At 70.6% G+C, this 12841-nt stretch carries 10 protein-coding genes; 6 read left to right on the forward strand and 4 right to left on the reverse strand.

Annotated features, from left to right (window positions below; translation table 11 throughout):
- Position 1 precedes the first annotated feature (1 nt).
- Positions 2-328 carry a hypothetical protein gene (locus VZQ01_RS25910; protein WP_426744957.1) on the reverse strand — a complete coding sequence of 109 codons (327 nt, stop codon included), beginning with the start codon at positions 326-328 and terminating at the stop codon, positions 2-4.
- A 157-nt stretch (positions 329-485) separates the two neighbouring features.
- On the opposite strand from VZQ01_RS25910, the gene VZQ01_RS25915 reads away from it, so the two are divergent.
- Together VZQ01_RS25915 and VZQ01_RS25920 are read left to right on the forward strand one after the other, a co-directional pair.
- The gene (locus VZQ01_RS25915; RefSeq protein ID WP_223747059.1) at positions 486-1106 is read left to right on the forward strand and encodes a DedA family protein; all 621 of its coding nucleotides are present in this window, start codon (positions 486-488) and stop codon (positions 1104-1106) included.
- A 67-nt stretch (positions 1107-1173) separates the two neighbouring features.
- A complete protein-coding gene (locus VZQ01_RS25920) occupies positions 1174-3312 on the forward strand; it encodes a hypothetical protein (protein ID WP_426744958.1) in 2139 nt (712 codons plus the stop codon).
- Position 3313: 1 nt separating this feature from the next.
- Here VZQ01_RS25920 and VZQ01_RS25925 read toward each other — a convergent pair whose 3' ends face one another.
- The gene (locus VZQ01_RS25925; protein ID WP_426744959.1) at positions 3314-6457 is read right to left on the reverse strand and encodes an ABC transporter substrate-binding protein; all 3144 of its coding nucleotides are present in this window, start codon (positions 6455-6457) and stop codon (positions 3314-3316) included.
- Between the two features lie 66 nt (positions 6458-6523).
- Between VZQ01_RS25925 and VZQ01_RS25930 the strand changes: the two genes are divergently transcribed.
- Entirely contained in the window at positions 6524-7543 is a 1020-nt protein-coding gene (locus VZQ01_RS25930) for a lasso peptide biosynthesis protein (protein ID WP_426744960.1), read from the forward strand.
- Between the two features lie 277 nt (positions 7544-7820).
- Here VZQ01_RS25930 and VZQ01_RS25935 read toward each other — a convergent pair whose 3' ends face one another.
- Positions 7821-8846, reverse strand: a complete 1026-nt coding sequence (locus tag VZQ01_RS25935) for an arginine N-succinyltransferase (RefSeq protein ID WP_408889097.1) — start codon at positions 8844-8846, stop codon at positions 7821-7823.
- Positions 8847-9196: 350 nt separating this feature from the next.
- Between VZQ01_RS25935 and VZQ01_RS25940 the strand changes: the two genes are divergently transcribed.
- Positions 9197-10162, forward strand: coding sequence for a heparin lyase I family protein (locus VZQ01_RS25940; RefSeq protein WP_426744961.1), 966 nt, complete (start codon positions 9197-9199; stop codon positions 10160-10162).
- 43 nt (positions 10163-10205) lie between these two features.
- Here the strand turns inward: VZQ01_RS25940 and VZQ01_RS25945 are convergent, their stop codons facing one another.
- Positions 10206-10958 (reverse strand): hypothetical protein, encoded by a 753-nt coding sequence (locus VZQ01_RS25945; protein ID WP_426744962.1) that lies wholly within the window; start codon positions 10956-10958, stop codon positions 10206-10208.
- Positions 10959-11075: 117 nt separating this feature from the next.
- Between VZQ01_RS25945 and VZQ01_RS25950 the strand changes: the two genes are divergently transcribed.
- Positions 11076-11534: a MarR family winged helix-turn-helix transcriptional regulator gene (locus tag VZQ01_RS25950; protein WP_223747065.1), complete on the forward strand. Its 459-nt coding sequence runs from the start codon at positions 11076-11078 to the stop codon at positions 11532-11534.
- Between the two features lie 54 nt (positions 11535-11588).
- Complete coding sequence (locus tag VZQ01_RS25955; RefSeq protein WP_426744963.1) at positions 11589-12818, forward strand: hypothetical protein; 1230 nt, start codon at positions 11589-11591, stop codon at positions 12816-12818.
- The last annotated feature ends 23 nt before the right edge of the window (positions 12819-12841 follow it).

Genomic DNA, 12841 nt, shown 5'->3' on the forward strand with positions numbered 1-12841 from the left:
CCTAACCTGTTCGGCGCTCTAGGGACCTGCGCTTCCACAGGCGGAAGGCCCGCTTCGCTCCGTGGCCATCGGGGTCGCGAGGCTGGTTGAACTCCAGGAGCCGCTCGTTCTTCAGCTCGTTGGCGATGAAGCCCACCGCGCCGCCGCTCTCGTAGCCGCGCCACGTCTGGCTGCGCTGGATGGCGCCCTCGAAGAACCGCTGGCCCTCGGGCGTGTCCTCGACGAGCCCCTGGTAGACGAGGAACCGCCAGGCCTCGTCGGCATTCCCCTGGAGGTCGACGACGTGCAACGAGGTGGTCAGCCTGTCCCAGTAGCGCGGAAGAATCATGGCGGCGACTCCGACTCCCGAGTTCGAGCGGAGCATAGCCGACGTCCCGGGCACGGTGCTGTCGTTGCACTGTTCACCAACGGCCACTCACGCTTTCCCCTCCGCGAGGGCTGCCTTATGACGGGTGCCTGGCACCTGGAGGAGGTCGTTCGCGCGGATGGTGGAATACATCGACCAGCTCATCGGGGCGCTCGGTCCCCTGGGGCTCCTGGTGTTGGGCGTGGCCGCGGCGCTGGAGTACGTGGTGCCTCCCTTCCCGGGGGACACCATCACCCTGCTGGGCGGCGTGTACGCGGTGCGCGGTGAGCAGTCGATGGTGCTCGTGTTTCTCGTGGTGACGGCGGGCAGCGTGGTGGGCGCGGCCATCAACTACGCGGTGGGCCACTGGCTGGCGGGGCGCTTCGACGCGAACCCGGGGCGCAGCTACCTGGGCATCAGCCACGCGCGGCTCTCCGAGGTGCAATCCCGGATGCGGCGCAACGGGCCCTGGCTGCTGCTGGCCAATCGCTTCCTGCCCGGCATCCGCGGGCTCATCTTCGTCGCGGCGGGTGCCTCGCGCGTGCCGCGCATCAACGCGCTGGGGCTGGGGGCGCTGTCCGCCATGGCGCACACGGGGCTGGTGCTCGCGCTGGGGGCCGCCGTGGGTGGAAATCTGGAGCGGCTGTCGGCGCTGATGAGCCGCTACCAGTACGCCGTGGTGGGGCTGGTGGCGGTGGGCGCGGTGGCGGTGTTGGTGCGCATGTTCGCCCGGCGACGGGCTCCGGCCCCCGGGCCTTGAGTCCTCGGGACGACGGCATTCCACGGCGACGTTGCATGGGGCGGCCCGGGCGCGCTTGAGTCGAGGGATGGCCTCGCGCACCTCTTCGTGGACGCTCCTGCTCGTCGCGCTCGCGCTGTCGCTGACGGGCTGTCGCTGTGGGGATGACTCGGGCACGGGCGACGCGCGCCAGGGCTTCCGTCCCCAGGAGACGGAGGTCGACTTCGGTCGCGCCCTGGAGGGCAGCCTCACGCGCAGGCAGGTGACGCTGCTGGCCACCGGACGCGCGAGCCTCACCGTGACGGCGTCCGTGGGCGCGCCCTTCAGCGTGGCGAGCGCGGAGGTCACCGTGCCGGGCAGCGGGACGACGGTGGTGGAGGTGGACTTCCTCGCGGCCAACGGGCCCGCGGAGGGGACGCTGACGCTGACGGGCGCGGGGCGCTCGGAGACGGTGCGACTGACGGGCCTGGGGGTGCGGCCGCTCACGTGTGTGCCATCGAGCCCCTGTCACGAGTCGAGCTTCGACCTGGCCACGGGCACCTGCATCGAGCGGGCGCTGGAGGATGGCGCCACCTGCATCCCCACCAGTCGCTGCGTGGTGAACGGGCGCTGCGACTCGGGTGCTTGCGTGGGCTCTCCTCGCACGTGTGATGACGACAACCCGTGCACGGTGGACGCGTGCTCGCCCTCGCAGGGCTGCGTGACGGCGCCGGTGGTGTGTCCGACGCCGAGCAACCGGTGCAAGGTGGGCGTGTGCGACCGGGACGAGGGTTGCCAGGAGGTGGACGCCGAGGACTTCATCCCGTGTGGGCCCGGGGACTGCAAGTCGGCGCGGCTGTGCTTCAACGGCTCGTGTGACGAGTTCGACACGCCGGACGGCATCGTCTGCGCTCCCGCCACCGCATGCCGTGGCGAGGGGACCTGTCAGGATGGCGAGTGCGAGCGGCCCGACGCGGGGGACCTGGTGGCGGAGTTCAGCCAGCAGCTCGGTGGTGAGCCCGTGGGGGCTCCCGCGCTGCTGGTGCAGGACGGTGCGTTGTTCTCTTCCGTGTGTGACGAGGATGCGGGCTGCCGGCTCGTGTCCTTCACCCAGAGCGGGCTGCTGCGCTTCGAGTCGCCCTATCCGGATGGGGGCGCACGCACGCTGCTGGCCGCGTCCGATGCGGGGGTGGTGGTGGCTGCGCCGGAGGGGCTGGAGTCGTATGCCCCGCGCACTCCGGGCGCGCGACAGTGGGAGGCGTCGTGGACGTCGCTCGGTGCTCCTTCGGATGCGGGGCCGTGGCTGGGTCACGTGGAAGCGGGGCAGGTCGCGCTGACGGCGGCGGGGGATGTGGTGGCGCATGTGGCGTGGGGCCCGGTGCCGGAGGATGGTGGCGCGGTGGCGGTGCCCGAGAGCACGCGGTGGGTCTGGCTCGCGGGACGTGAGGATGCGGGCACGGTGCTGCGTGCGGGGCCCGTGGAGGCGTGGCGCGGTGAGGCGCGGCTCGCGCTCGACGCGGAGGAGACGGCGTTCCGGTACACGGTGGATGGGCGGCTGGAGCGCGCGGACTTCGAGCCGGATGGAGGCTCGCTGCTCATCTCGGAGCTGGCGGACGGTGGTGTCCCGGGTGGGAGCGCGTCGCTCGCGGTGGCGGGGGGCTCGTTGTTCGTGGGGACCCGGGCCTTCGTGTCCACGGATGGTGGTGCGCCGGTGTCGGTCGATTGGGACGCAGGCTCGCGGACGCTGACGCCGCTGGCCGAGCCCGCGCTGCTGTCCTCCGCGGGGAACCCTGGCTACGTGTTCGCGCGCTCCTGCTCGCGCACGGATGGCCTGCCGTGTGCGCCCGACGAGGAGCGCACGGTGCTGCGCGCGGTGGACTCCACCACGGGGTTGGTGGCGTGGGAGGTGGACGCGCTGCCCTTCGAGGAGGTGCCGGGCTCGTTCCACGACGCGACGCTCATCGAAGGTGACGCGGTGGGCGTGCTCGCCGACGCCGAACGCACGGACGGGAGGCAGGTGTGGCTCCAGTTCTTCGCGCGAGGGAAGAAGGTGGAGATGTGCGCGCTCCCCGGACGACCGACGCGCGTCGCGGGCAGCACGTTCTCCGGTGGCCGGCTGCTCGTCGTGTTGGAGCGTGATGGCGTCTGGCGCGTGGAGGCGTACGGGATGGGTGGCATCCAGGAGTCGACCTTCGGCTGGCCCCAACGATACGGGAGCCCGTCGGGCGTGAGGCGCGAGGCGCGCTGAGTCACTCCGTCGTGTTCGTATCCACCCAGAGGGTCTCGAAGCGGACCTGGGGCGGCGTCTGGTGCAGCCGCAGTCCCTGCACGGCCGCCGAGGCCGCCGCGTGCACGCGCTCGTGGTACAGCGGGATGAGCGGGCAGTCGTCGCGGAACAGGTGCTCGGCGCGCACGTAGAGCTGCTGGCGCAGCTCCGGGTCGATGGACACGCGCGCCTCGGAGGTGATGCGGTCCAGCTCCGGGTTGCGGTAGCCCACCGGGTACACCGTCTGCGCGCTGGAGTTCAGCAGGAAGTAGAGGAACGTGTCCGGGTCCGGGAAGTCCGCCAGCCACAGCGTGCGGAAGGCCGACATCTTCCCGTCGCGCAGCCGCGTCAGGTACTCCTCCGGCGCCAGCTCCACGTGCTCCAACTGCAACAGCCCCGCCTGCATCAGCGGACGGAACAACACTGCGTCCTCGGTCGACGTGTCGCGCCCCACCGGGTGGTGCAGCGTGAGCTTCAGCCGGCGCAGTCCCGCGTCGCGCAACAACTGCTCCGCCAGCGCCACGTCGGGCGACGGCAGGGGCGCCATCTCGGAGCCCGCCAGCAGCTCCGGCGGCGTCAGCGTGCGCGCCACCCGCGCACCCGGGTGGAACTGCTCCACCAATCCGATGATGTCCATGCCCGCGCGCAGCGCCCGACGTACCCGCACGTCGTCATAGGGCGGCTCGCGCAGGTTGAGCGCGACGAAGGCCGTGGAGGGCGTGGTGCTCGCCAGCACCTGGAGCGACTCCAGGCCCGGCACCTCCACGTGCTCCGCCGAGAGGAACGACACCAGGTCCGCCGTGCCCGCGCGCAGCCTCGACACCGCCTCCTGCCGCGAGTCGACGAGCTGGAACTCCAGCCGGTCCAAGAGCGGCGTCCCCGAGCGCCAGTAGGACGGATTGCGCTCCATCACCACGCGCTCCGGCTCCAGTGACATGACGCGGAAGGGGCCCGTGCCCACCAGCCGCCCGCTCCCGTCCATCCTCGCCACCGAGGTGGCCGTGAGCGCCATCAGGTGCAGGAAGAACGCCTTCGGCTCGCGCAGCCGTATCTCCAGCGTGGCGTCGTCCAGCACCTCGATGCCCGTCACCTCGCGCGCCAGGCCCGACGAGAACTCGGGCGCGCCCTCCACGTCCTCGAGCAGGCTGCGGTCCGGCGAGCGCACCGCCGGGTCCAACAGGCGCTCCAGGTGTCGCTTCACATCGCCCGCCGTCAAGAGCGAGCCGTCGTGGAACGTGACGCCCTTGCGCAGATAGAAGCGATAGCGGCGCGCGGACGGGTCCGCGTCCCAGCGCTCGGCCAGGTCCGGCTCCAGGCCGCCGTCCTCCAGTCGCACGAGCCCGGAGAACGAACACGCGGTGAGCTCGGAGAGCTGGTTCTCCACGCTGAACAGCGGGTCCACCGCCTGGCGGTTGCGCAGCGAGGCGGACTGGTGCAGCACCACGCGCAGCGTGCCGCCCGTGCGAGGCTGGGGCAGGCGGAAGCGGAACACCTCCGTCTCCAGTCCCACCGCCTCGTGGCCCAGCTGGTCCACCGTGCGCGTCAGCCCGTCGCCGATGCGGATGACCCGGCGCGCGTCCTCGCGCACCTGCGCCACCTCCTCGCGGATGGACGCGTCCGCGCGGGTGAGCACCACGTTGGCGGTGCGCAGCTCTTCAATCGCCGCGCTCAGGCGCACCACGGACTCGGACAGGTCCCGTCCCGTGCGCGCCTGGTCCTCGGCCTTCTGCGAGGCGCCGTGGCCCACGCGGGCCATCTCCTGCGTCTGGCGCACCAGCTCGCGCGCGTGGCCGGCCTGTTCAATCGCCATGCGCGTGACGTCCTCCACGCGCCGGGCCACGCGGCGGCTCGCCTCGACGACGGTGGCGCCCTGGGCCTCCAGCCGCTGCGTCTCCGTCACCGTGGCTTCCACGGCGCTGAAGGTGCGCTGGGTGATGGTGCGAATCTCCACCAGCGCCTCGGACGCGCGGTCTCCCAGCGCGACGCCGGTGGTGGCCTGCTCGCGGCCCTCGTGCACCAGCGTCACCGCGGTCATCACCGCGTCGCGGATGCCGGACACCATGGCGGCGATTTCGCGCGTGGAGCGCGTGGTGCGCTCGGCCAGGTTGCGAATCTCGTTGGCCACCACGCCGAAGGGGCGGCCGTGCTCGCCGGCCTGCGCGGCGATGATGGCGGCGTTGAGGGCGAGCAGGTTCGTCTGGTCTGCAATTTCCTGGATGACGTCGACGATGCGGCCGATCTCCGCGGAGCGCGAGCCCAGCGTGCCCATCAGCTCCGCGGCCTTCCGGACGGTCTCCTCCACCCGGTACATGCCCTTGACGCTGTCGCCCACCAGCACCTCGCCGCGCTCGGCGGTCGCCGTCACGGCCAGGGCCAGCTGGTTCGTCTCGCTGGCGCGCCTGCGCACGGAGTCGATGCCACCCTCGACCAGCGCCACGAAGTTCTCCGCCTCCGCGGCGAAGCGCGCCAGCTCGTCACCCGAGGACGCGATGTTGGCCAGCCGCTCGCTCATCGCCTGCATCAGCGAGGTGGTGTGGTTGGCGAAGTCGTTCACCTGCGACAGCGACTCCACCACCTGCTCCAGCCGCTCCGTCATCTCCAGCAGCGCGCCGGTGGTGTCCACCGCGAACACCTCCAGCTGGTGCACGCGCTTGCCCACCACCTGGAGGCTGCCGCCCATGCCGCTGACGGAGTGCAGCGTGCGCTCCACCGCGCCACCCTGGCGCCGCGCGGCCTCCAGCAGGCTCAGGGCCTGCTCACTCACCTCGTTGCTGGTGCGGTGCAGGTTCGCCGTCACCCGCTGCACCTGCGACAGCGCGCGGCGCAGCGACAGGATGAGCCGGCGGACGTCTTCATGCCCCTCGTAGCGGAAGCCGCCCGTGGTGGTGAGGTCGCCCTCGGCCAGCTGGGCCATGACGCGCCGCCGGGCCAGCCTGCGCAGCGCCGCCCAGCGGAACCACGACAGGTAGCCGCCCACGATGTAGAGCGTGGGCGTGGCGAACAGCAGCGCCGTCCACGCGGACACGTCCAGCCGCTGGCCGGTGAGCTGGAGCACGCCCCCCAGCACGAGCGCGGAGAGCAGACCGGCCGCCAGGCCGAACGCGAAGAGGTACCGTTTGGCGCCCATGGACCCGGGGAAGGGTACTCCGGCTTCTCGCGCCGGTCCTCAAAACGCCGCAGACTCGTCCCCCTCGTGCCCATCCTGCTCGCCCTCCTGGCCCTGGCCCTCCCCGCGAACCCCGTCAGTCCGGGCTCGGCGCGGGCCCACCCGCCCGAGGAGACGGCCCGCTACGTCTTCGCCTGGCGCGGGGTGCCCGTGGGGACCGTGACGCTGACGCGGGAGGCGGCGGCCTTCCGGTACGACAGCCACCACCTGCACACGAGAGGGGAGGACTCGGGCGCGCGTCGACGCACGGCGTTGCTGGAGGTGGACGCCGAGGGCCGGCTCGTCGGCCGCCCGGTGGTGCCCCAGGCGCTGTGGCTGTGGCGCGGGCCTCCCACCCTGGGTTGCGTCACGGGGCGCGAGGAGCTCTCCGGTCGCGAGGGCCCGCACTGCGTCACCGGTGGGACGGCCCCCTGGGTGGAGGGCACGCTCCTGGGGACACCCTTCCGGGCCCGCTACGACGCGCGCGGCCGCATGGACGTGCTGGAGGTGGGGGAGTCCCGCTTCACGGTGGCGTCGCCCGGCACGCGGCTGGTGGCGCCTCCGGACTTCTTCGCCCAGGGGCTGCCGGTGGAGGGCGAGCGCGGGGCGCTGACCCTGGTGCCCGCGCTGGAGGTGCCCGCGAGACTTCCGGGCATGACGCCCTGGACGGCCCGGGCCGCGAGGGCGCTGGCGGCGCGGGTGCACGCGGCCTTCATCGAGAAGGGACCGAGCGCGGCCGACTGGCGCGAGGACGGCGAGGGCGAGGCGGGTGGCTGCCTGGCGCACGCGCTGCGCTTCGCGGCGAAAGCCCGCAAGCAGGGCGTGAAGGTGGCCCTGGTGCATGGGTTGTTGGTGGTGGACGGCGGGCCCGCGCGGCCGCATGCGTGGGTTCGCGTGGCGCTGGAGGACGGGGGCACGCTGGAGCTGGACCCCACGTCGATGGACCCGGTGCGCGCGGACACGCACCTGCCCGTGGCGCTGGCGGATGCGCAAGGTCCAGCGCTGGAGGCTGGGGCCCGGTGGCTCGCGCTGCTGCGCGGAGACCACCGCGTGGTGAGACGTCCGTAAGGGCGTTGCCGGTGGCGCTGGCGGATGCACAGGGTCCAGCACTGGAGGCTGGCACTTACTGGCTGGCCCTCATGCGCGCAGAGCACCGCTTGGTGCTGCATCCGTGAGCGCTCTGCCTGCGGCGCTGGAAGCCGGCGCGCGCTGGCCCTCCTACGCGGAGAGCACCGCGTGGTGAGACGTCCGTGAGTGCGCTGCCCGCGGCGCTGGCGGACGCGCTGGAGGCCGGCGCGCGCTGGCCTCCAGGCAAGACCACCGCGTGCTGCGACGTCCGTGAGTGCTACTCGAACGGGATGACGGACAGCTTCGCGCCGGCGCTCGCGCCCAGAATCTCCTTGGCGCGCGCGGGCAGGTAGGCCACCTGGTTGTCCAGCCGGGCGTGGCAGCGCACCGAGCGGAAGCGGTTGCGGCCCGACTCGCGCTCGAAGGCGACCAGGACGTCATCCCCCTCCAGCTCGAAGTCCTCGGCTGCCAGCTTCACCGTGCGGTACTTGCGCACCAGCGTCACGTCGCCCGTGTTCGCCTCGAAGTGGGGCCCGCCGTCGAACGGGTCGATGCGCTCCACGTACCGGAAGCCCACGCGCTCCAGCATGCGCTGCACGCCGCGCGTCTGCGGCCCCACCTCGCCGAGCACCTTCTGCACCCGGTCCGGGAAGAGCGACGCGTAGATGTCCGACGCGGGGAACAGCTCCTTGATGAACTCCTTGTTCTGCCGGCTGAGGCGGTCCGCCTCCAGGTACGTCAGGCCGGTGAACTTCTTGCCGCACGCCTCCCACAGCAGGCTGCGTCCATCCGGCAACAGCGGCGGGAGCAGCTCCGCCAGCACCCGGGGACGGAACAGCCGCCGGTGCATGGCGATGAACAGGAAGCGCACGTAGGACAGCTGCTTGCCGGGCTTGTCCGGCGTGGCGCGGTAGGGCGGGTCCACCACCAGCCCGCCGATTTCGGTGGGGCCCTCGTAGTTGTAGGCGATGGACAGCACCTTGTGCCGCAGGTGGCGCTCCAGGGACGCGGAGTAGTGCTCCCGCTCGCTCACCTCGTAGTAGATGTGCGGCGCCTCGTACGTGCCGTGCTGGGCGATGATCATCGACGTGCCGATGATGAGCCCGTTGCGCATGTCCTCCAGCACGAAGAGGTACTCGCGCTCGAAGGGGTTCTTCACCTTCCCGGCGAAGCTCTTCACCGACTTGTCGATGATGCTCTCGAGCGTCTCCTCGTTGTTCGGCAGGTTCACCGTGTTGAGCACGGCGGCGAGCCGCTTGAGGCCGGCCAGGTCGGTCTTCTGGACGTCACGCAGGACAAGCATGGGTGCACCCGGGACGCTGCCGGAACGGAGCGCCGGAAGGGGTGGGGACCATACACCACACCCCCTGCGAACGGTCAGCCCATGGCTCCCTTGTTTCCTTGTGTGACGCGCTGAGTCATAAGCTGAACTCACCGGTTCGGCCGGGTGGTGCGCGCCCGTTCCACTCGCCGAAACATTTATCAGACATCCATCCCCCTGCCCGGATGCTCGCTCTGTTGTCAGGCAAGAGGGAAGATTTTGCCGGGGGAATGAAACACGGAATCGTTTCGGCTACGGTCTGTCGAAGGTTGGCTTTCAAACCTTCGCAAGGACATGTGCCATTGAGAGTCTTTGTCCCTGGATTGCTGGCGATGTTCCTGCTCCCTGGCCTGGCGTCGGGGGAGGTCATCTGGCGCGGTGACTTCGAGACGGGCAACCGCTCGCAGTACACGCGCGAGCAGATGGTCAGCTCGGACCGCCTGTTGGTGGTGAGCAACCCCGTGGCCGAGGGGAAGTACGCGCTCAAGGTCACCGTGAAGCAGGGCGATGATCCCATCAACTCCAGTGGCAACCGCAACGAGCTGGTGTACCTGGGCAAGGAGAAGGAGGGCTCGGAGTACTACTACCGTTGGAAGGTGATGTTCGCGCCGGACTTCCCCAGCGTGGACACGTGGCAGCTCTTCACGCAGTGGCACCATGACGGCTGCTGCGGCTCGCCTCCGCTGGAGTTCTACGTGCGCGGCGAGGAGATGCGCATGGCGCTCAACTCCGACTCCACGATTCCGTGGCGCGGCAAGCTCGTGCGAGGCGTCTGGCACGAGTTCATCCTGCACGTGAAGTGGTCCGCGAAGGCGAGCACGGGCTTCGTGGAGCTGTGGCACAACAAGGAGAAGGTGCTCGCGAAGCGCGCCGCCGCGACGATGTACGCGGGGCAGAACAACTACCTGAAGCTGGGCCTGTACCGCAGTGACACCGTGAAGCCGGTGGGCGTGCTGTACCACGACGGTTTCATCCAGGCGACGACGCTCGCGGACGTGCTGCCCACGACGCCCACCCCCACGCCCGACGCGGGCACGCCCGTGGACGCGGGCACACCCGGGGCGGACGCGGGGACGGCGGATGCCGGGGCGTCCGAGGTGGACGCGGGGACGCCCGTGGCGGATGCGGGCTCCCGGCCGGACGAGTCACCGGGCGGTGTGATTCCTCCCGGCGGTCTGTCCCCGAGCGAGGACGACGAGGAGGCCGTGGGCTGCAACAGCTCCGGCGGTCCGCTCGCAGGGATGGCGTTGTTGGGGTTGATGGGGCTCATCGGCGCGCGTCGGCGTCGGCGCTCCTGAGCCTGCGTGGAGGGCTCGGGAGCGGCGTTCCCGAGTCCCCCGCTCACAGCTCCTGGGCCTGCTCGCGCTTCTTCTCCAGGGCCTCCAGCTCGGTGGAGCGCTTGCCCAGGTGGGGCTCCAGGAAGCGGCTCACGTAGTCGAGCGTGAGCCTGCGGGTGTCGGGCTGCTGCCAGCCGGTGAGCTGGAGCTTCGTCTCCGCGTCCTTCCACGACTTCTCCACGACGTAGTCGGACTGCGCCGCGAGCGCCTCGACGCGGACCTTGTTCTCGTAGGCGAGGTCGTCCGCGGTGGTGCGGGAGCGTCGGGTGCCTTCACCCAGGCTGCGGTTGTAGGACTCCGCGCTGCGCACGCGCGCCTCCGCCTCCTCGGCCGTGTCCCGCCGCGAGGTGGGCTCGCCGTACTTCATGGACAAGAGCTCCGAGAGCGCGTCGAAGTCCTCGCGCAGGGGCGCGCCGGTGTCGAAGCGCAGCGACACGACGGCCAGCTTGTTCAGCGTGAACTGGAAGTCCACCGTCGCCGGGCGGTCCGTGACGCGCAGGGCGACGCGCAGGTCACCTTCGGACGACGTCGTCCGGGCCTCGGGGTAGAGCGCGCGGACCTCGTCGGGAGACATACCCCACCGCGTCTCCTGGAACCCGCTCTTGCCTCGGTGGTTCGCCAGCTCCTCGGCGGCGAAGGCGCTGTTGGACTCGCGGATGGACTCCCGGCGCTCGAGCAGCGCTTGCTGTCGGGCGGAGCTTCCACAGGCGGCGGCCAGCAGGCACAGGGGGAGAAGTCCGGCGAGGGGGCGAAGCATCTCAGGCTCCTGGGGGCGGGGATTCAGCTCCCTGGACGACCGGAGGCTCCGGAAATTCACGCGAACCGGGGTGGCGGCGCTTTTGACAGGGCACTGTCAATCAGCCAGCCTGTGGGCATGGCGAAATACACGACGGCCGGGTCGACCTTCACGGACCTGGTGCTCGAAATCTTCCAGAACAACGGCCTCTTGCTGGCGGCGGGGGACCGGTTGGCGGCGCCGTCGGGGCTGACGAGCGCGCGGTGGCAGGTGTTGGGGGTGGTGGACCACGAGCCCGCGCCGGTGGCGAACGTGGCGCGGTCCATCGGGTTGACGCGGCAGAGCGTGCAGCAGACGGCGGACGCGCTGGAGGCGGAGGGGTTCATCGAGTACGAGGAGAACCCGCACCACCGTCGGGCCAAGTTGATGCGATTGACGCCGAAGGGGCGCGAGCGGCTGCGCGAGGTGGAGGCCCGGCAGCTCGCGTGGGCCAACAAGCTGGGCGGAAAGCTGACCGCGGCGTCCTTGAAGACGGTGGTGGGCACGCTGCGCGAGGTGCGCGAGGCGCTGGAGCAGGACGCGTCCACGAACGCGTGAGTGGGGATGCGCACGCAGCGTGAATAGGGCGTGTCGGCGTGCGTCATCAGGCGCATGCACGACATCTTGCGCCGCACGGTGCTCACCGCACTGTTGGCCACGTCCGCGACGGCGTGGGCCGAATCATCTCAGTCCCCCGACGTCACGGTCTCCCCGGTGCCGTTGATTGCCCTGGCTCCTGGCCGGGTTGTCTACGCCGACTCGCAGGGCTCGCGGAATCTCGCCGAGTGCGAGTACGTGGAGGAGCGCAAGTGGCTGGCGGGACCCGAGAAGGGGACGCGGTTCCAGGAGAAGGAGCCGTGCTCGCTCTGGTTCCTGGCGGTGCATCCGTCCACGGGACGTTGGGCGATGTCGCTCTCCGTGGGCGGGGACGAGGGGCACGAGCGCCTGGTGAGCGTGACGCTCGCGGGGCGGAAGCTCGAGGTGCCCCGGAGCAAGTCGGGGCGCGCGAAGCAGGGCTCCTTCCTCGTGATGGGGGACCTGAACGGGGTCGTGGGGGTGACGCCCGGCGTTGCTTCGCAGTGGACCGAGAACAACGTCCACCACTCGCAGATGCCGATGATGTTCACGGAGGATGGCGCTCGGGTGCTCGTCACCAATGGAACGGTGACGACCACGGATTGGTGGAGCTGGAGCTTTGGTCCGAAGCCCGAGGGCATTCGCGTGTTGCCGGTGCACCAGACGGACAAGGCGGGCAATGAGGTGCTGCCAGGCGAGTCGCGCACGGTGCTGCGTCATGACAAGGGGGGTGTCCGCATCGCCACGATGGACCCCACTGGGACGAAGCCGTGGAAGGTGGGGCCGCCGCTGAAGCTGAGGCGCAAGGGGATGCTGTCGCCCATGGTGATAGGGGACACGATGGTCTTCTATCGCGAGGGGACGCAGGACGAGGGCGGCAACTGCGAGGGCGCGGACTCGGCCACCTATCGTCGTGTGGACTTGCGCACGGGGCAGGAGCGCGTCTGGAAGACCCATGACACCTACTGCAGCAGCTACGAGCTCACGGCGGGGAGCCCGCGGCGCAAGTCGGTGTTCTTCATCGAGAGCAACTACTACGAGAGGAAGCTCTCCCAGTTGTACGAGTACTCGGTCGAGCGGGACGAGGTCCGGGTGACGAAGGCCGAGGGCTTCGAGGGCGCGCACGACATCAGCGAGGATGGGCGGACGCTGCTGCTCTACGACCAGGGACGCTCGGTCGCCGTGTTCGATGCCGATACGGATGAGTACGTCTGGCTCAAGGGCTTTGGGCGAATCACCGACGCGGGGCTGTTGGACCTGCGCTGAGGGTCGTCAGGGCTCGCTCTTGG

Source organism: Myxococcus faecalis (assembly GCF_050039385.1).
GTDB lineage: Bacteria > Myxococcota > Myxococcia > Myxococcales > Myxococcaceae > Myxococcus > Myxococcus fulvus.